The sequence below is a fragment of the Rhizobium sp. 01T417 genome (genome assembly GCF_056398905.1).
This window is the reverse complement of sequence record NZ_JBFTQH010000001.1, coordinates 226986-245597: the sequence shown is the minus strand read 5'-3', so window position 1 is coordinate 245597 and position 18612 is coordinate 226986. Positions and strand designations below refer to the sequence as shown.

Below are 18612 nucleotides of genomic sequence, written 5' to 3'. Positions count from 1 at the left end.
CCGTTATCCTGCCGCCTGCAGCTCGCCCCTGATATCCTCCAGGACTTTCGCACCGTCGCTACCCTGGATACGCGCGATGTCGTCCTGGTATTTCAGCAGTGTTCCGATCGTATCGGAAATCGTTTCCGGATCGAGCGCCAGGCGATCGAGTTCGGTCAGCGCTGTCGCCCAATCAATCGTCTCGGCTACGCCCGGGTTCTTGAAAAGATCCAGTGCCCGAAGCTTCTGTACATAGGCGACGATCTGCGCGGACAGAGCCGCATTACAGCCCGGCACCTTGCGGCGAATAATCTCCAGCTCCTGCGCGGCATCGGGATAATCGACCCAATGGTATAGGCAACGCCGCTTCAGCGCGTCGTGAACCTCACGCGTCCGGTTCGTGGTTATAATGACGATCGGTGGCTCGGCTGCACGGATAGTGCCGAGCTCGGGGATCGTCACCTGAAAATCAGAGAGAACCTCCAACAGAAAGGCCTCGAACGCTTCATCGGTGCGGTCGAGCTCGTCGATGAGGAAGACGGGCGCCCGCCCATCCGCGCTCGACAGAGCCTGCAACACCGGCCGGCGGATGAGGTATCGTTCGGAGAAGATGTCCGACTCTATCCTGTTCCTGTCGGTCAGCCCGGACGCTTCGGCCAGGCGGATTTCGAGCATCTGTGCCGGATAGTTCCATTCGTAGACAGCCGAAGCGATATCCAGTCCTTCGTAACATTGCAGGCGGATCAGCGGCCGGCCGAGAGCTTTCGAGAGCACCTTTGCGATCTCGGTCTTGCCGACACCCGCCTCGCCTTCCAGAAAGAGAGGACGCTTCATCTTCAGGGCCAGGAAAAGCACTGTTCCAAGCGCCCGCCCCGCGAGATAATCCTGATCGCCCAGCATCGCGATCGTCTCATCGATCGACGATGGCAGCGGCGGATGAGTTTGATCCGGCATGTCTCCTCCCTTTTTCAGGAGTTATAGCGTGTGGTAATCCCGGTTCATATAGACAAGCGCAGGCTTCGCCTCGTTGTACCGGACTGCCACGACCTCGCCGAAAATGATGTGGTGCGTCGACATTTCCTTGATTTCGCTCACGCGGCAATCGAAGGAGGCAAGCGCGTCGCGAAGGATGGGCGCGCCCGTTACCAGCTTGTCGAACACACCCGTCGCGAAGCGTTCGTCGTTGGTGAGCAGCGCACGCCCCGAAAAAGCATCCGCAAGCGCTTGATGATGCGCGGCCAAGGTATTCAATGCAAAGATGCCGCTCCGAAAGAAGATGTCGTTCTTCGGATTGCTGTTGTTCAGGCATACCAGTACGGTCGCAGGGCTATCGGATACCGAGCAAGCGGCAGTGATCGTCACGCCTCTGCGCTCCTCACCGATCGCCGTCGTTACGAGCTGCACATGGCCGCCAAAGCGGCTCATCGCATCCCGGTAGAGGCGCGGGTCGATCGGTTGCTTGTTCAACAAAGGCATTCTCCATCCGGCGTCACCGGTTTTGCTGTTTTCTATAATATGAAGGTGATCGGTTACCTTTTCTACAAAAGCCAGGCGAAAAGCTTCCCAACCGTGCGTTTTTCTTTGACGATCGATGCCGGACGGATAAAAGAGCAGGACAAACGACACGGACCTGCGGCTTTTATGAATACTTTGCGTGGCCTAGCACTTCTGCCGATGCTGCTCCTTGCGGCCGGAGAATGCCATGCCGCCGGCCTCACGATTGGCGTTGTTGCGCCACAGACTGGCAACCTCGCGCCAATCGGAGCCCAGATCATTGCCGGTGCCACTGCCAGGATCCAGCAGGATGGCAACACGATCGTCACGGTCGCGGAGACTTGCGAGGAAAACAGCGGCGCGGCGATCGCTGACGCGTTGATCAATGCCAAGGTCCAGGTAGCCGTAGGCTTTCTCTGCAGCGAGACGCTCGAGGGCGCACTGCCAAAGCTGAAGGATGCCAATATCCCGGCGATTACCATCTCGGTGCGCTCACGCATCCTCATGGAAGACGCGCTAAAAAATGCCTGGCCGCTCTATCGAATGGCGCCGGCCGATGGCGCGGAAGCGGAGAAGATTATCGAGGTGATCGTACGGGAGTGGGCGGCCTCGCCGATCGCACTGGTCGAAGACGGCACTATCCATGGCCGGGAGCTTACGGAAGCGATCCGAAACGCGCTCGAGGAAAAAGGCCTCAAGCCGGTATTCACCGACACCTATCGACCGGGCCAGGAGCAGCAGGTTGCTCTTGTACGCCGCCTGAAGAAGGCCGGGGCGACAAAGGTATTTGTCGGCGGGGATCGCAGCGACGTTGCAGTGATCGCACGTGATGCAGCGGCGGAAAAGATTCAACTCGATATCCTCGGTGGCGACGCCATGCGGGCTGCCAACCAACCGCTCGCGCTTGCCGATGGCGTTTACGCCGTTGCCCTGCCGGACTATGCGGCGCGGCCGGAAGCGAAGTCGGTTGTCGATGCGTTACGCGCCGGCGGCGTCGAGCCGGAGGGCTATGTACTGCCTGCTTATGCAGCTGTGGAAATCGCGTCGAAGGCTGTCCAGGATGCCGGCGCTGATGATAGGCCGATCGCGCAGCATATCGGCGGCACCTCCTTCGAGACGATTATCGGAAAGATTGCTTTCAACGCCGGCCATGAATTGGCCGATAACCCCTACCGCCTGCTGCTATGGCACGCCGGTTCATTCGTGCTGCCAAGCGCTCCGATCGAATAGGCTTTGCCGCCGCCGCTGCACGAGTTTTACGGAGAGACGTCAATGACTACGCCCATTCGCATCGCGCCATCCATCCTTGCCGCCGATTTTGCCAAACTGGGCCAGGAAGTCCGTGACGTGACCGCGGCTGGAGCCGATTGGATTCACCTCGACGTCATGGACGGTCACTTCGTCCCAAACATTTCCTTCGGCCCTGATGTGATCAAATCGCTGCGTTCCTATACGGACGCCGTTTTTGATTGCCATCTGATGATTGCACCTGCCGATCCTTACCTGGAGGCCTTCGCCAAGGCGGGCTGCGACCGCATTACCGTCCATGCCGAAGCCGGGCCGCATCTCCACCGGTCGCTTCAAACTGTGCGCAGCCTGGGCAAAAAGGTCGGCGTCACCCTCAATCCGGCCACGCCGCTTTCGGCACTAGAAAATGTCCTCGACGAGGTCGACCTCATCCTTATCATGTCGGTAAACCCCGGATTTGGCGGACAGAAATTCATTCCCGCGATGGCGGACAAGATTGCCGCCGCGCGGTCACTCATCGGTGACAGGCCGATCGATCTCGAAGTCGATGGTGGAGTAACAGTCGAAACGGCGCCGATCGTCGGCAAAGCTGGCGCCAATGTTCTCGTCGCAGGTTCGGCGATCTTCAAGGGCGGCTCGGTCGAGGCCTACAAGGCGGCCATCAGCGCCTTGCGCAGTGCCGCCGAAGGTCAGTCCAAGTCGTGATGAAAGCAGGCCGTCCTTGATCTCCGAGCGGCTCAAGGCGGCGCGCCCGCCTCTCCCCGATCTATTCGCAGGCGCAGTGCTCTGGGGCACGCAGATGCTCGCGTCCGCGATGGCCGCGCTCTGTTTCAGAAACGGAATGGAGACGGCACATCTCCGCGACCTCGCGCTACTCTATTTCACAGGCGGATTGCTGGCTTGGCCATTCATGTTGCCATTGGGTCGCTTCCTTGCGCACCGACGCTCGCCGGAGACGCGTTTTGCAGCCTTCTTCCTGACACTTGCTGCCGGGACGATCCTGATGACCGCCTTTCTATTCGCCATGGACTACCGGGTCTTCTACTCGGCGTGGCACGCTTCTTTTGGATCCCTGACGTGGGTGTTTCAATTCGTCTTCACCGGTGCCAGTGCAGTCTATCAGTTCGCCGTCCTTGGAATTCGCCTGTTTCTTCCGCTCGGCCTTCTCTGCCTTTTCGGCACTAGTGTTGCGCTTGCTAAACGCATGCGTTGAGATTGCCGCCTGTCTTTGATACAGGGGCGCCAGCATTTCCTTATGAACGAAAGCAGGAAGCCATGATCCCGCGCTATTCCCGGCCAGAGATGGTCGCCATCTGGTCGCCCGAAACCAAATTCCGCATCTGGTTCGAGATCGAGGCTCACGCCTGCGATGCGCTCGCCGAACTGGGTGTCATCCCGAAATCGGCTGCGAAGACGATCTGGGAACGAGGCGGCGCCGCCACGTTCGACGTTGCGCGGATCGATGAAATCGAGGCCGTCACCAAGCACGATGTCATTGCCTTCCYGACGCACCTTTCAGAGATCGTCGGTTCCGATGCGCGTTTCGTCCACCAGGGCATGACGTCTTCTGACGTTCTCGACACCACATTCAACATCCAACTCGTCCGCGCAGCCGACATCCTGCTCGCCGACATGGATCGTCTGCTCGCCGCTCTCAAGGCACGCGCCTTCGAACACAAGGACACCGTCCGCATCGGTCGCAGCCACGGCATTCATGCCGAGCCGACCACGATGGGCCTGACGCTCGCGCGCTTCTACGCCGAGATGAGCCGCAACCGCGCCCGCCTGCTGGCCGCGCGTGCCGAAATCGCCACCGGTGCGGTCTCCGGCGCTGTCGGCACTTTCGCCAATATCGACCCGCGCGTCGAGGAACATGTCTGCGCCAAGCTCGGCCTGGTGCCGGAGCCGGTTTCGACGCAGGTCATTCCGCGCGACCGGCATGCGATGTTCTTCGCCATCCTCGGCGTCATTGCCTCTTCGATCGAAAACGTCGCGATCGAGATTCGCCATATGCAGCGCACGGAAGTCCTGGAAGCTGAGGAGTACTTCTCGCCCGGCCAGAAGGGCTCTTCGGCCATGCCGCACAAGCGTAACCCGGTCCTGACTGAAAACCTGACCGGTCTGGCGCGCCTGGTGCGCATGTCGGTCGTTCCCGCCATGGAGAACGTCGCCCTGTGGCATGAGCGCGATATCAGCCATTCGAGCGTCGAGCGCGGCATCGGGCCCGACACGACGATCACGCTCGACTTTGCCCTCAACCGTTTGGCCGGCGTCATCGAGAAACTCGTGGTCTATCCCGACAACATGATGAAGAACCTCGACAAGTTCCGTGGCCTCGTGCATTCGCAGCGCGTGCTTCTGGCGCTGACACAGGCAGGCGTTTCCCGCGAGGATGCCTACCGGCTCGTCCAGCGAAACGCCATGAAGGTGTGGGAACAGGGCAAGGATTTCCTGGAGGAGCTGCTTGCCGACTCCGAGGTCCGTGCCGCGCTCACCGAAGTGGAAATCCGCGAGAAATTCGACCTTGGCTATCATACCAAGCACGTTGATACGATCTTCCGGCGCGTCTTCGGCGCTGCCTAAGCTGGATTACCGAGACGGCGCCTTCACGGGCGCCGTTTTACGCTTCGTCTTCTTGAGCCTTGCCGACGCGCTCGCCTCGCCTCCACCATTTTGACCGTTGGACGCTTTTGACGACCGTTGATTGCGAACGCCTTTCGCCGCCTTGGCAACGAGGCGATCGAGATGTTGGAGGTCCTCGTCGTCAAGATGCTCGATGCCGATGAAGCGGTTTTCCGCGTGGCTGGTGAGTATGATTTCGTTGAGTTTGGCCTGCACCGCCCGAGCATCCCGCGTCTGCGCGTTCTGAAGCACGAACACCATCAGGAAGGTAATGATGGTCGTTCCGGTGTTGATGACCAGTTGCCAAGTCTCGGAGAAATCGAAGACCGGGCCCGTCCCTGCCCATACCGCGACGAGTACGACCGCCAGCACGAACGTGGCGGGCCTGCCTGCCCATTCAGAAGTCCTGCTGGCAAAGCGGGTAAACAGATGCTGCGGCGTTGCCATGTATAACCTCCCTCGGTATTCGCCTCAGCGAAACTCCCAGGGAGGTGTTGCAGTTCCCGGCGCCCTGACTGTCAGACCACTGGCGGTGCCACGAGCTTCCTATACAGGTGCCAACTGGCATGCCCGAGGATCGGCATCACCAACGCCAACCCGACAAAGAGCGGGATGGTGCCTACGATGAGAGAAACGGCGATGATCAGCCCCCAGCAGAAGACGGGGATCGGGTTGGCGACGGTCGCTCTGACCGATGTCTCCATCGCGCAGACGAGACCGACATCCCGATCCAGCAACAACGGGAAGGTGACGACGGTCGTGGCCAACACGATAATAGCAAAGCCCAGACCAAGCACGTGTCCCCAAATGATCAACTGCAGCCCTGCAGCCGTGCCGAAGATCTCTGAGAGGAAGAGCGAGATCGATCGCGGAAAAACGTCACCGAACACGTTGGCATAGAGCGTCTGCGCAGCGACAAGCCAGACGACGAAGAAGCCAAACAGCAACAATCCGCCAGCAATAATCGATGGAAACGCTGGCGATCCTGTTACCTCGAGCGCGTGCCTCCACGAGGTATCCATGCCAGCTTCGCGCCTGCGGCTGATCTCATAGAGCCCGATCGCAGCGATAGGGCCGATCAGTGCAAAGCCCGATACCAGCGGAAAAATCATCGGCAGGAGGTTAGCACTTGACGTCGCGACAGCGAGAAAAATGCCGGCAATCGGATACATCAGGCACAAAAATACATAGTGGGATGGTTTTTCACGAAAATCGTCGAGGCCGCGCCGTAGCGCATCAAAGACATCCGAAACGCTGATCTTGTTGACGACCGGGCGTGTGTAGACATCGCTTGCACCCGACATAACATGGAATGCCGTCATGGCTTTCTCCTCCTCAGCCAAGATAGCCGGCAGCGAAAGGATCGGCGACAACGCCGATACGAGACGCAACCGGCACTGCCAAAAACATAACAAATTTCAGAAGCCTTGTCCCACCCTCCCTTGACATCGCCGTCGAGCTTTCTCACATCCGCGCCATCATGAAAGCTTCAGACGCCGAAATCCTCATCATTCCCGGTTATACGAATTCCGGCCCCGATCATTGGCAAAGCCGCTGGGAGGCCAAGCTCAGCACAGCTCGTCGTGTCGAACAGGCAGAATGGTCGAAGCCGGTCCGCGACGATTGGGTTCAGCGGATCGCCGAGGAGGTGAACGCTGCCACGCGACCGGTGGTGCTGGTTGCGCATTCCCTTGGCATTCCATCGGCGATCCATGCAATTCCCCATTTTCGCAACAAGATAGCCGGGGCATTCTTCGTTGCACCGCCCGATGTCGCCAATCCGGCAATACGGCCGAAGCACCTGATGACATTCGGCCCGTACCCGCGGGATCCACTTCCCTTCCCGACAATCACGATCGCCAGCCGCAACGATCCCTTCGGCAGCTACGAGCACGCCGATGACATCGCTGCAAGCTGGGGATCCCTCCTCATTGACGCTGGTGAGGCCGGCCATATCAACACCGAGTCCGGCCACGGGCCTTGGCCGGAAGGAACAATGGTGTTTGCCCAATTCCTTGGCCGTTTGAAGCCGTAATACCGGACGCTTTGGCAGAACCGCAATTCACAGTCGGGCATTGCATCGCCGCGCCCAGCACGGGAACGCTCGGGCGGTTTTAGCTGAGCAATCGGCTAGTCACCCTCTCCGCGAATGAAGAGAACGCCCGCCAGGCCCACAAGAACGATGCATGGCAGTATGAACATCGGCCATTCTGGAGACATCGCATTCCCTCCGCCAATTGGGGCGATATAGGGCACCACTGCACAAGTGAATGGGCATTGTCGAACCTTGTCTGCGCCCCTCAGGCTACGCAGGGCGGAACGCACAACCAAGTAATTGTTTTTACGTAGATATTATTTTTATGGCATTAAGGGCTGTTTAATTCAATGCATCCAAAATATACACGCGCCAGGAGAGCGAGTACGCAGATTGAAACGATCGACACCCGGCAACCGGGGCAAACCGAAGACCAAGCTTCATGCGACCGGGCTCGACGACCACGCGCCCCCAACAAATAGCGCCGAACTCTCGGAGCGCGAGAGTCGCTGGAACTACGCTCTTGTCGGGTCAGGCCTCGGCGTCTGGGACCACGATCTTCGTCTTGGCAAGCGTTACTATTCCGATACCTGGAAGACCATTCGTGGCATGGCGCCCGATGAGGATGCCGACGGGGATTATGACACTTGGATTGAACTCATCCACCCCGATGATCGGGAATTCGTCGTAAGGGCGATCGATCGTCAGAATGCAGGCGATCCGGACTATCAGATTTTCGTGTATCGCGAGCGCCACAGGGACGGCCACTGGATCTGGATCGAATGCCGTGGTGCTTGTGTCGAATGGGACGAAAATGGCGCCCCTGCCCGCCTCGTCGGCACCGATACCGACATCACCGAGCGCAAGGAGGCGGAGGAGCGGCTGGCGCACGTGTCGCGACGCCTCGATCTCGCGCTTGATATCTCCAATATCGGCGTCTTCGAGGCCGACATCGAGAATGGCACTGTCGATTGGGACGACCGTCTTCTGGCGATCTACGGCATTACTGGGACGTCGCCAGCCACCACGGGCGATGCCTGGGAGGCTTCGCTGCATCCCAATGACAGGGAACGTGTGCTAGCGACCATCAGCGAGAGCATTGCTGACAACACCGATTTTGAGCACGAATTCCGCATCATCCGGCAGGACGGCATCGAGCGCGTCATCCGCGCAAAGGCGGCATTTTTTCTCGACAGCGACGGACGCCGCAAGCTGATCGGTGCGAATTGGGATGTCACTGCCGAAGTCCGGCTCAATAACGAGTTGCAGCGCGCCAAGGATCTCGCCGAAGCCCGCAATAGGGAGCTCGAAAGCGCCAAGGAAAACATCGAGCACCTGGCGCTGCATGATTACCTCACCAACTTGCCCAATCGCCGATACCTGGATCGCATGCTGGACGAGCGTTCCGCCGAATGTCGCCGGACCGGCCTGACGCTCGCGATCCTCCATATCGATCTCGATCGCTTCAAGCAGATCAACGATACGCTCGGCCACCGTGCCGGCGACGCGATGCTGAAGCACGTTGCGCAGGTCCTGAAAAGGAACGTCCGTTCCACTGATTTCGTCGCTCGTATTGGTGGCGACGAGTTCGTGGTCCTGTGTACCCTCGACGTCACACCAAGGAAGATCTCTAATCTGGCCGAACGCATCATCCGCGAGCTCTGCAAGCCTATTCGCTACGAGGGCCATGATTGCCGTTTCGGCGCAAGTATAGGAATCGCCACGGGGGACGGTCCGGCGCTGGATGCCAAGCAACTTCTGCTAAATGCCGATATCGCGCTCTACCGTGCAAAGAGCGGTGGACGCAATCGCCACGAATTCTTCTCGACCGATGAGCGCCGCCGCATCATCGCCAGCAAGCGACTGGCCGACGAAATCCTGCTGGGCCTGGAACGCGGCGAGTTTATTCCGTTCTACCAGTTGCAGTTCCAGGCGCGAACGCTCGAGGTTGCCGGCGTCGAGACGCTGGCGCGCTGGCAGCACCGCGAACACGGTTTGCTGGCCCCCGATCGCTTCCTCGCGATTGCCGAAGATCTGGATGTTGTCTCGACGATCGACGGTCTTATCCTCGAGCAGGCACTGGCGGATCGCCAGCGATGGGAGGATGAAGGGCTTCGCATCCCGAAGATCGCAGTCAACGTCTCGTCTCGTCGCCTCGCCGATCCGAACCTTGCGAAGAAGCTTCGCGGACTGAAGATCGAGCCTCGCACGATCTCCTTCGAACTGCTTGAATCGATCTCGCTGGACGATTGCGATGATGCCGTGACCGCCAATCTCCGGCAGCTACGCCGCCTCGGCATCGATATCGAGATCGATGACTTCGGCACGGGCCACGCGTCGATTGTTAGCCTTTTGAAGCTGAGCCCGAAGACCTTGAAAATCGACCGCGAGCTGATCCGCATGCTGCCCCACTCGGCAGAGCAGCGGAAGCTCGTCCGTTCGATCATCGACATCGGTCGTTCGCTGAACATTCTCGTCACGGCTGAGGGGGTGGAGACGATGGACCACGTCCGAATCCTCTGCGACCTCGGTTGCGACATGCTCCAGGGCTACGCGCTGGCCCGCCCGATGCCCGCACTGCAGATAGCGCCCTTTGCACGCGCTGCGTCCTGGCGGGGCGTGGAAGGCCCTGCCCGCGGCCTGCAACAGGACCTGCGCAAGTCGATCAACAGCTCCGGCCAAAGATAAAGGCCTGCATGACTCCGCCGAGACGGACGGCTCACATTCCGTTGATCGCAAAAAACCTGTAAACTGCTTCGCAGAAAGTCTTCGATTCTCTTAGCGGCACTCCGGCAATCCCGGATTCCGGGGAAGGAGTGACAGGCGGATTGTGAAACCCTCGCTTTTCCTTTAAGGGGACGCCACGAGATCGATCCACTCGCGCTATCCCAAGAGCGCCAACGATAGAGAACAATTGCAATGAACCGTCGCCGCCGTATTTACGAGGGCAAGGCCAAGATTCTGTATGAGGGCCCGGAACCGGGCACGCTGATCCAGTTCTTCAAAGACGATGCCACCGCCTTCAACAAGAAAAAGCACGAAGTCATCGATGGCAAGGGCGTTCTGAACAACCGCATTTCGGAATACATTTTCAGCCATCTGAACAAGATCGGCATTCCGACGCATTTTATTCGTCGCCTCAACATGCGCGAGCAGTTGATCCGCGAAGTCGAAATGATCCCGCTTGAGATCGTTGTACGCAACGTTGCCGCCGGCTCGCTGTCCAAGCGCCTTGGCATCGAGGAAGGCGTCGTGCTGCCACGCTCGATCATCGAGTTCTATTATAAGTCCGACGCGCTCGACGATCCGATGGTTTCCGAGGAGCACATCACGGCATTTGGCTGGGCGAACCCCGCCGAACTCGATGATATCATGGCGCTTGCCATTCGCGTCAACGACTTCATGACCGGTCTTTTCCTCGGCGTCGGCATCCAGCTTGTCGACTTCAAGATCGAATGCGGTCGCCTGTACGAAGGCGACATGATGCGCATCATCCTGGCCGATGAGATTTCGCCGGACTCCTGCCGTCTCTGGGATATCGATACCCGTGAAAAGATGGACAAGGACCGCTTCCGCCGGGACATGGGTGGACTTCTCGAAGCCTATTCGGAAGTTGCGCGCCGCCTCGGCATCATCAACGAGAACGAGCCTGTGCGCGGCACCGGACCGGTGCTCGTGAAGTAAGACTTTCAGGCCAAGCAAGACAGGGAAGATAAAGTGATCAAGGCTCGTGTAACCGTCACGCTGAAGAACGGCGTTCTCGATCCGCAGGGCAAGGCAATCGAGGGCGCCCTCGGTGCTCTCGGCTTCGATGGTGTCGGCCATGTCCGTCAGGGCAAGGTTTTCGACGTCGAACTCGAAGGCGCTGACAAGGAGAAAGCGGCGAGCGACCTCAAGGCAATGTGTGAGAAACTCCTCGCAAATACGGTGATCGAGAACTATAATATTTCCGTCGACTAATCTTGGTCGTGGAGCGCACGCGATGGCTGAATTGACGCAAGAGCTCATGCTTGAGTTGTTGACGAAGATGAACGAGCACATCGATACGCTGGACGCGTCGCTTGACGAGATCCGAAGCGAAATGCATTGCATGCGCGACACGATGACCACGATGGAGCAGGAAATACACAGTATTTACGGTGTTCTCGGTCGGCACGAAGGCCGGCTGGAGCGTATTGAAAAGCGTCTCGTACTCAGAGAACTTGCAGAAGCACAAACAAGGTTTTAGCCGCACTCATGAAATCAGCCGTCGTTCAACTTCCGGGTCTCAATCGCGATCGAGACATGATCGCAGCACTGACGAAAATCTCCGGTCACGCGCCGGTGACCATCTGGCAAACGGAGACGGATATTCCGGACGTCGACCTGATCGTCATCCCCGGCGGCTTTTCCTATGGCGACTACCTCCGGTGCGGCGCTATCGCAGCGCGCATGCCGGTCATGCAGGCGATCATCGAAAAGGCAAACAAGGGCGTCAAGGTTCTCGGCGTTTGTAACGGGTTCCAGATCCTGCTCGAGGCAGGTCTGCTTCCTGGCGCGCTGATGCGCAATGCCTCGCTCAAATTCGTCTGCCGCGAGATCAAGCTCGAAGTCGTCAACGCCGACACCGATTTCACCCGCGCCTATTCCAAGGGTCAGATCATTCGCAGCCCAGTCGCCCATCACGACGGCAACTACTTCGCCGACGCCGAGACCCTGGCAAAGATCGAAGGCAGCGGCCAGGTCGTATTCCGCTATGCGGAAGGCACCAACCCGAACGGCTCGATCAACGATATTGCCGCGGTCATGAACGATAAGGGCAACGTCCTCGGCATGATGCCGCATCCCGAAAACCTCATCGAAGCAGCGCATGGCGGTTCCGACGGCCGTGGTCTGTTCGCATCCGCCCTCGAGGTAATCGCAGCTTAACCTTCGGCACGTAAGAGGCCATTCATCCAGTCCATTGGAGCAAGTTGATGCGTCCTCGCCTTTCGACGACACGTGTTCTCGCGATTGCCGCAACGGCGGCGCTGGTCGCGTCCTGCCAATCGAACACGCCCGCGAAGGGTCCTGACCGCAGCGCGCTGTCCACCATGGAGCGCGTTGCTCTCGGTGCGAACGCCTGCTGGTTCAAGTCGGGCGACGCGGCCTTTGCCGCATACAGGTTGGCGCCGGAGTTGAATTCCTTCTCCGGTCGTCCGCGCATTCTCGTCGTGCACAAGGGAAGCCCCGAAAGCCGCCCATTGCTCGTTGTTCAGGCAGAGGGCAACCCCTCCAAGCTCGATGCCTTCGGTCCGATGATGCAAGGCGCCACCGGACCGCGGATCGTCAAGGATGTCACCCGCTGGGCCTCCGGCGGCAAGGCTTGCGGCTGATCAGTCCCAAAAGAACGACTTGCTGGCCTCCTTGTTCGCCTCGGCGCGCGTGACGCCAATGTCCAGCAGTTCGGCGTCCGTCAGATCACGCAACACCCTGCGGCTCTCTCGCTTCTGATGCCACGATGTTAGTCGTTGCAATGCGGACACCAGCAAGGTGCGCGGCACACGGCGAGAGTCTTGCTGAATGCGGCATTGTATCGATTGCACCTTGGAAGGGAGCGGTGCAATCCGGAGCTCGTTCTCTGGAACGGCGGACATTTCATTCTCCACGTGGATTGTGTCTGTAATTCAGATAATCTTGACGGACGAAGGGTGACAATATAGAGAATTGTCATCATGACAAATTGGCTCCCAGACGTTTCGCGCGGTTTCGGCCCGGTTTACCTCCGGATTGCGGACAGCATTGAATCAGCCATTGCCGCAGGTACATTGCCCGCTGGCAGCAAGTTGCCGCCGCAGCGAAACCTTGCCTACGACATAGGCGTGACAATCGGGACAATCGGCCGGGCCTATGCGCTGGTGCACGAACGCGGCCTCGTCGCGGGAGAAGTCGGCCGCGGCACATATGTCCTGGATCGCGCCGAGACGGCACCCGGCAATCAGCCGGACCCACTGACCATCGCGCTCGGCGGCACGCGTCCGATTGATGCGCCGGCCGGCAAGATACGCTTTGACACCACCGCGGCTCCGGACCTCGGCCAGGGCAAGATCATCGGCAGCGTGCTCGCCGCAATCGGCGAGGAGCAGCTTTCCGAGATTTCGTCCTATTCCCGTGTTTTCCCGCAAAATTGGTACGAGGCAGGGCGGCGCTGGCTCGCCAGGAACGATTGGACGCCCGACACCGAAAACATCGTCCCTACCCTCGGCGCACACGCGGCGGCGGTCTCGGTGATTTCGGCCGTGTCGTCGCCCGGTGACAAGATCGTATTTGAAGATTTGAGCTATACGCAGGTCAGCCGCAGCGCCCGCATTCTTGGTCGCCGTACGATCACCGTCGACTCCGACGAGAACGGCGTAATCCCCGATGACTTCGAGCGCTTGTGTCTTCAGCAGCATCCCAAGCTCGCGTTCCTCATGCCGACCGCGCACAATCCCACTCTGGCTACGATGCCTTGCGAGCGGCGGGTACGGATCGCGGAGATTGCACGCAGGCATGGCGTCTGGCTGATAGAGGACGATCTCTACGGTGGCATGACTGGAGACGAAAATCCCCTGCTGGCGTCGCTCGCGCCCGATCGCACCTTCCTGATCAGTGGCCTTTCAAAGTCCGTGGCTGCCGGAGTGCGCGGCGGCTGGGTCGCCTGCCCGCCGCATTTTGCGCAGCGGATCAAGGTAACGCACAAGATGATTACGGGCGGGCTGCCTTTCATTCTGGCCGAGGCTTGCGCCCGTCTCGTTCAGAGCGGCCAAGCACACGAAATCCGCAAGGCAAGCACGGCCGAACTGGCCATCCGCGAGCGCCTCGCACGGCAACAACTACAGGGATACGATTTTGTGTCCCATCCGCATGTTCCCTTCCTCTGGCTGAAGCTGCCCGATCCCTGGCTCTCGGGAACCTTCAAGAACGCCGCCTATAGAGATGGCGTGCTGATCGATGACGAGGACGAGTTCAAGGCCGCTCGCGCCGAGAAAGTTTATCACCGCGTGCGGATAGGCTTCTCGTCCCCCAGAAACCGTGACGATCTGGTTGCAGGATTGATGACTTTGAGACGCCTACTAGAAAGCGGCGGCGCCGGCTATGATGGTGAGATTTGAAGCGACGGCAGATCGGCCGCAGACCAGCGACAAAGCATCGTCGGTCGGCAAAAATGCTTTACCCGCCGATGATCGATGGTGCGTAATTCGGATTACGCGCGCCGGCATCCAGGTCGGCTACAAGTTTTGAGCTGGCACGATAGTCGCCTTTTGGTGCCTGCTGTCTGTTAACAGCGGGCATTTTCCTATCGCGCGTTTCATTCACTTAGGCTAAAGACACCGCAATCGCGCAACGGCAGGGACTTCCGAGAGCTCATGACCATTTCCAATACCCGCCCGATCACCCCCGAACTGATTGCCGCCCACGGCCTGAAGCCAGACGAGTATCAGCGGATCTTGAGCCTGATCGGACGCGAACCGACTTTCACCGAGCTCGGCATCTTTTCGGCCATGTGGAACGAGCACTGCTCTTACAAATCCTCCAAGAAGTGGCTGCGTACGCTGCCGACCAAAGGTCCGCGCGTCATTCAGGGCCCAGGTGAAAATGCCGGTGTTGTCGATATCGATGACGGCGACTGCGTAGTCTTCAAGATGGAGAGCCACAACCACCCGTCCTACATCGAGCCATATCAGGGCGCGGCCACAGGCGTCGGGGGCATTCTGCGCGACGTCTTCACCATGGGTGCACGCCCGATCGCAGCAATGAATGCGCTGCGTTTCGGCGAGCCGGACCATCCGAAGACCCGTCACCTAGTCTCCGGTGTCGTCTCGGGCGTCGGCGGTTATGGAAACTCCTTCGGCGTTCCGACGGTCGGCGGCGAAGTCGAGTTCGACGCGCGTTATAACGGCAATATCCTGGTCAACGCCTTCGCGGCTGGCCTGGCCAAGTCGAATGCCATCTTCCTCTCGGAAGCCAAGGGCGTCGGCTTGCCGGTCGTCTATCTCGGCGCAAAGACCGGCCGCGACGGCGTCGGCGGTGCGACCATGGCCTCGGCCGAATTCGATGAGTCCATCGAGGAAAAGCGTCCGACCGTCCAGGTCGGCGATCCCTTCACCGAAAAGTGCCTGCTGGAAGCCTGCCTCGAGCTGATGCAGACCGGCGCCGTCATCGCCATCCAAGACATGGGTGCTGCCGGCCTCACCTGCTCGGCCGTCGAAATGGGTGCAAAGGGCGATCTCGGCATTCTGCTCGATCTCGATACCGTGCCGGTGCGCGAAGAGCAGATGACCGCCTACGAAATGATGCTGTCCGAAAGCCAGGAGCGCATGCTCATGGTTCTGGAGCCGGAAAAGGAAGCCGTGGCGAAGGCGATCTTCACCAAGTGGGGCCTGGATTTTGCGATCGTCGGCAAGACCACGGACGACCTGCGCTTCCGCGTTGTCCATCAGGGCGAAGAAGTCGCCAACCTGCCGATCAAGGATCTCGGCGACCAGGCGCCAGAATATGATCGTCCGTGGCGAGAATCGGACAAGCGTGCGCCGCTGCCCGCGAACCTCGTTGCCGCACCGGCAGACTACGGCCAGGCGCTGTTGCAGCTCGTTGGCTCTCCCAATCAATCGAGCCGCCGTTGGGTTTACGAACAGTACGACACCCTGATCCAGGGCAACTCACTCCAGCTTCCGGGAGGTGATGCAGGCGTCGTTCGCGTCGAGAACCATCCGACCAAGGCTCTTGCATTCTCGTCCGATGTGACGCCGCGCTATGTCGAGGCCGATCCGTTCGAGGGCGGCAAGCAGGCAGTCGCAGAATGCTGGCGCAACATCACGGCTACCGGCGCAGAGCCGCTGGCGGCGACCGACAACCTGAACTTCGGCAACCCTGAAAAGCCGGAAATCATGGGCCAGTTCGTTCAGGCCGTGAAAGGCATCGGCGAAGCCTGCCGCGTCCTCGACTTCCCCATCGTGTCGGGGAACGTCTCGCTCTACAATGAAACCAACGGCGTTGCGATCCTGCCGACACCGACGATCGCTGGCGTCGGCCTTCTGCCCGACTGGAAGAAGATGGCGCGCATCGGCAGCGCCTCGAATGGCGATAAGGTAATCATGATCGGTACGGACGGCAGCCATCTCGGTTCGTCGGCCTATCTGCGCGATGTCGTCGGCAGCACTGAAGGCCCCGCTCCCGAGGTCGATCTCCTCGCGGAGCGCCGTAACGGCAACTTCGTCCGCTCGGTCATCCGAAACGGCCAGGCAACGAGCTGCCACGATATCTCTTCCGGCGGCCTCGTTCTGGCTCTCGCCGAAATGGCGATGGCGTCAGGCAAGGGCCTCAAGATCGATCTTCGTGAAAGCAAAGGTGCACCGCACGCGCTCCTATTCGGCGAAGATCAGGCCCGCTACGTGCTGACGGTGCCAGCGGATGTTGCCAATTTCGTCTGCGCCAACGCCGAAGGTGCGGGTGTACCTTTCCGCCGCCTCGGCACTGTCGAAGGTGAAAGCCTCGTGATTGACGATCTGCTGTCGCTGCCGATTCAGCAATTGCGCGACGCCCATGAATCATGGTTCCCTGATTACATGGAAGGCCATGGCACACTGGCTGCCACGGAATAATGCGCAAGGAGTAACGATCATGCCTATGAAACCCGGTGATATCGAAGACATGATCAGGGCCGGCATCCCCGGCGCCAAGGTGACCATCCGCGATCTTGCCGGCGACGGCGATCATTATGCGGCTGAGGTGGTAGCGGAAGCTTTTCGCGGCAAGAGCCGCGTGCAGCAGCATCAGATGGTCTACGAGGCCCTGAAGGGCAACATGGGTGGCATACTGCATGCCCTGGCGCTGCAGACATCGGCACCTGAGTGATATCGAACGCAAATGCCCGGTTAGAAGCCGGGCATTTCGTTATAACCGTCTGCAGCAAAGACCATGTCCGAGCGTGGGCCGGCGGTTAGCAGCGTGAAGTCGAAGGGCGCCCGCAGGTCTGGCCCCAGGACATACTGCCGATGCACGCGCAGGAAATCCTTCTTGATCTTCTTATAGTGCTCGATAGTCAGCATTTGCTTCACGCGAATGAAGATCATCTTCGCAGGCCGTGCATTTCCATGTCCACAAACCGCTACGACCGGCACCTTGTAGAAATGAATGGCGTCGGTCAGACAGTGGACATCAAGCCAGTTGACGCTGTCGCATCGCGCGATCAGGCCGACCCGTGACCGCAACACGTGCGCGGGGCGCAACAATGCGCATTGCAGGATTGCCGAGCCGAGCGTTGCAAAGATCACCTTCTTGCCGGCAAAAACATCAGGATCCCGTTCGAGCAGGAGGCCAACGACGTGGGCGGCGACGCTGGATCCCATACTGTGAGATGAGATCACATACTCCTGCGCAGGTTCCGACAGGGCGGTCTGCGCGGCCGTGGCACAGCGATCTAGCCACTGGTCGAATGCCGCATCGCTCGTCCGGGCAAGAGCAACCGCCATCCGCCAGTCAGCGAAGAGATGCAGCGTGTAGAAGCGCTCCGCGAAAGGCAGAAACACGAAGACGAAAAAACACAATGCCAACGCCGTGCTCCACAGGAGATGAAAAGCGGGCAACTCCATTTCGAGTGGTATCACGGCGATCGTGGCGCTAAGCGAAAAGCCGAGTATCATCATCAGGAACGGAAAGACGAAGAACAGCCCGAATCGCCAAGCGTGCCTGAAGTAGCCGGCCATCCCGCCATGGAGGATGACCTGCAGAGCACTACGAAAGCCCGCCAGAATTTGCGCAGGTATGCTGCGTGATCGAAGCTGCTCCACCAAAGCATTGAGGTCGAAGATATGGATGTGGCTGTTGGTTTCCCATCCGTCAACACCCGCCTTCACCTTGAACGCCGTCGACGCCGGTCCGTCGTCCGGCTCGCCTGTCAGCACGGAGAAATTCCAGGTCGCTGCACTTTGTTTTGCGGATCGTTCATAGCGCGCCCTGTGAGCACGCCCATCAAGTGGCTCGAACCCCGGAAAATGGAGAACGACCCGTTTCGAAATCAATGTCATTATTTTCTTTCTGGCCGCGCACGGCAGGAAATTGCTGCGCCGCAATCGGCGAGAATTGTGGCAAAATCCGGGTGAATTCCTTGCCATAACCGGCAATGCGCGCGCGAGATTAAGCCGCTCCTGAACCAGGCGTAACGCAAGCGCAACAATGCGCCGTCCGCAAACCGATAGGGCGCTCTTTTTTTGGCTCGGCCTGCTGGAATTCCG

At 59.4% G+C, this 18612-nt stretch carries 20 protein-coding genes; 14 read left to right on the top strand and 6 right to left on the bottom strand.

Translation table 11 applies throughout. The annotated features are described in order from the left end of the window. Positions 1-3: 3 nt before the first annotated feature. Together AC1DPR_RS01175 and AC1DPR_RS01170 are read right to left on the bottom strand one after the other, a co-directional pair. On the bottom strand, positions 4-933 hold the full coding sequence (locus AC1DPR_RS01175) for an AAA family ATPase (RefSeq protein WP_018854891.1): 930 nt from the start codon (positions 931-933) through the stop codon (positions 4-6). Between the two features lie 21 nt (positions 934-954). Beyond that, entirely contained in the window at positions 955-1449 is a 495-nt protein-coding gene (locus AC1DPR_RS01170) for a flavin reductase (RefSeq protein ID WP_018854890.1), read from the bottom strand. Between the two features lie 171 nt (positions 1450-1620). Here AC1DPR_RS01170 and AC1DPR_RS01165 point away from each other — a divergent pair, with 171 nt between their 5' ends. From AC1DPR_RS01165 to purB, 4 genes are all read left to right on the top strand, one after another. After that, complete coding sequence (locus AC1DPR_RS01165; protein WP_477815626.1) at positions 1621-2703, top strand: branched-chain amino acid ABC transporter substrate-binding protein; 1083 nt, start codon at positions 1621-1623, stop codon at positions 2701-2703. Between the two features lie 42 nt (positions 2704-2745). Continuing rightward, a complete protein-coding gene (gene rpe, locus AC1DPR_RS01160; protein WP_018854888.1) occupies positions 2746-3426 on the top strand; it encodes a ribulose-phosphate 3-epimerase in 681 nt (226 codons plus the stop codon). Between the two features lie 16 nt (positions 3427-3442). Further along, positions 3443-3934 carry a hypothetical protein gene (locus AC1DPR_RS01155; RefSeq protein WP_018854887.1) on the top strand — a complete coding sequence of 164 codons (492 nt, stop codon included), beginning with the start codon at positions 3443-3445 and terminating at the stop codon, positions 3932-3934. Between the two features lie 62 nt (positions 3935-3996). After that, positions 3997-5304: an adenylosuccinate lyase gene (gene purB, locus AC1DPR_RS01150; RefSeq protein WP_477815625.1), complete on the top strand. Its 1308-nt coding sequence runs from the start codon at positions 3997-3999 to the stop codon at positions 5302-5304. Positions 5305-5310: 6 nt separating this feature from the next. Here the strand turns inward: purB and AC1DPR_RS01145 are convergent, their stop codons facing one another. Together AC1DPR_RS01145 and AC1DPR_RS01140 are read right to left on the bottom strand one after the other, a co-directional pair. Next, entirely contained in the window at positions 5311-5790 is a 480-nt protein-coding gene (locus AC1DPR_RS01145; protein WP_025661189.1) for a low affinity iron permease family protein, read from the bottom strand. Positions 5791-5861: 71 nt separating this feature from the next. Further along, positions 5862-6665 (bottom strand): DUF2189 domain-containing protein, encoded by an 804-nt coding sequence (locus AC1DPR_RS01140; protein ID WP_018854884.1) that lies wholly within the window; start codon positions 6663-6665, stop codon positions 5862-5864. Positions 6666-6823: 158 nt separating this feature from the next. Between AC1DPR_RS01140 and AC1DPR_RS01135 the strand changes: the two genes are divergently transcribed. The 7 genes from AC1DPR_RS01135 to AC1DPR_RS01105 all read left to right on the top strand — a co-directional run bounded on the left by AC1DPR_RS01135 (position 6824) and on the right by AC1DPR_RS01105 (position 12732). Then, a complete protein-coding gene (locus AC1DPR_RS01135; protein WP_018854883.1) occupies positions 6824-7378 on the top strand; it encodes an RBBP9/YdeN family alpha/beta hydrolase in 555 nt (184 codons plus the stop codon). 393 nt (positions 7379-7771) lie between these two features. Then, on the top strand, positions 7772-10066 hold the full coding sequence (locus tag AC1DPR_RS01130; protein WP_477815624.1) for a putative bifunctional diguanylate cyclase/phosphodiesterase: 2295 nt from the start codon (positions 7772-7774) through the stop codon (positions 10064-10066). 231 nt (positions 10067-10297) lie between these two features. Then, positions 10298-11062: a phosphoribosylaminoimidazolesuccinocarboxamide synthase gene (purC, locus tag AC1DPR_RS01125; protein ID WP_007532892.1), complete on the top strand. Its 765-nt coding sequence runs from the start codon at positions 10298-10300 to the stop codon at positions 11060-11062. A gap of 33 nt (positions 11063-11095) precedes the next feature. Beyond that, entirely contained in the window at positions 11096-11338 is a 243-nt protein-coding gene (purS, locus tag AC1DPR_RS01120; RefSeq protein WP_018854881.1) for a phosphoribosylformylglycinamidine synthase subunit PurS, read from the top strand. A 22-nt stretch (positions 11339-11360) separates the two neighbouring features. Then, complete coding sequence (locus AC1DPR_RS01115; protein ID WP_025661192.1) at positions 11361-11606, top strand: hypothetical protein; 246 nt, start codon at positions 11361-11363, stop codon at positions 11604-11606. 8 nt (positions 11607-11614) lie between these two features. Further along, positions 11615-12286: a phosphoribosylformylglycinamidine synthase subunit PurQ gene (purQ, locus tag AC1DPR_RS01110; RefSeq protein WP_018854879.1), complete on the top strand. Its 672-nt coding sequence runs from the start codon at positions 11615-11617 to the stop codon at positions 12284-12286. A gap of 47 nt (positions 12287-12333) precedes the next feature. Next, positions 12334-12732, top strand: coding sequence for a hypothetical protein (locus AC1DPR_RS01105; RefSeq protein WP_018854878.1), 399 nt, complete (start codon positions 12334-12336; stop codon positions 12730-12732). Here AC1DPR_RS01105 and AC1DPR_RS01100 read toward each other — a convergent pair whose 3' ends face one another. Further along, positions 12733-12993: a DUF1127 domain-containing protein gene (locus AC1DPR_RS01100; protein ID WP_169680274.1), complete on the bottom strand. Its 261-nt coding sequence runs from the start codon at positions 12991-12993 to the stop codon at positions 12733-12735. A gap of 78 nt (positions 12994-13071) precedes the next feature. Between AC1DPR_RS01100 and AC1DPR_RS01095 the strand changes: the two genes are divergently transcribed. The 3 genes from AC1DPR_RS01095 to AC1DPR_RS01085 all read left to right on the top strand — a co-directional run bounded on the left by AC1DPR_RS01095 (position 13072) and on the right by AC1DPR_RS01085 (position 17233). Next, the gene (locus AC1DPR_RS01095; protein ID WP_169680273.1) at positions 13072-14490 is read left to right on the top strand and encodes an aminotransferase-like domain-containing protein; all 1419 of its coding nucleotides are present in this window, start codon (positions 13072-13074) and stop codon (positions 14488-14490) included. 255 nt (positions 14491-14745) lie between these two features. Next, positions 14746-16980: a phosphoribosylformylglycinamidine synthase subunit PurL gene (gene purL, locus AC1DPR_RS01090; RefSeq protein WP_169680272.1), complete on the top strand. Its 2235-nt coding sequence runs from the start codon at positions 14746-14748 to the stop codon at positions 16978-16980. Between the two features lie 19 nt (positions 16981-16999). Next, entirely contained in the window at positions 17000-17233 is a 234-nt protein-coding gene (locus AC1DPR_RS01085; RefSeq protein WP_025661197.1) for a BolA/IbaG family iron-sulfur metabolism protein, read from the top strand. Positions 17234-17253: 20 nt separating this feature from the next. Here the strand turns inward: AC1DPR_RS01085 and AC1DPR_RS01080 are convergent, their stop codons facing one another. Continuing rightward, on the bottom strand, positions 17254-18405 hold the full coding sequence (locus tag AC1DPR_RS01080) for a hypothetical protein (protein WP_018854873.1): 1152 nt from the start codon (positions 18403-18405) through the stop codon (positions 17254-17256). Positions 18406-18612: the final 207 nt, after the last annotated feature.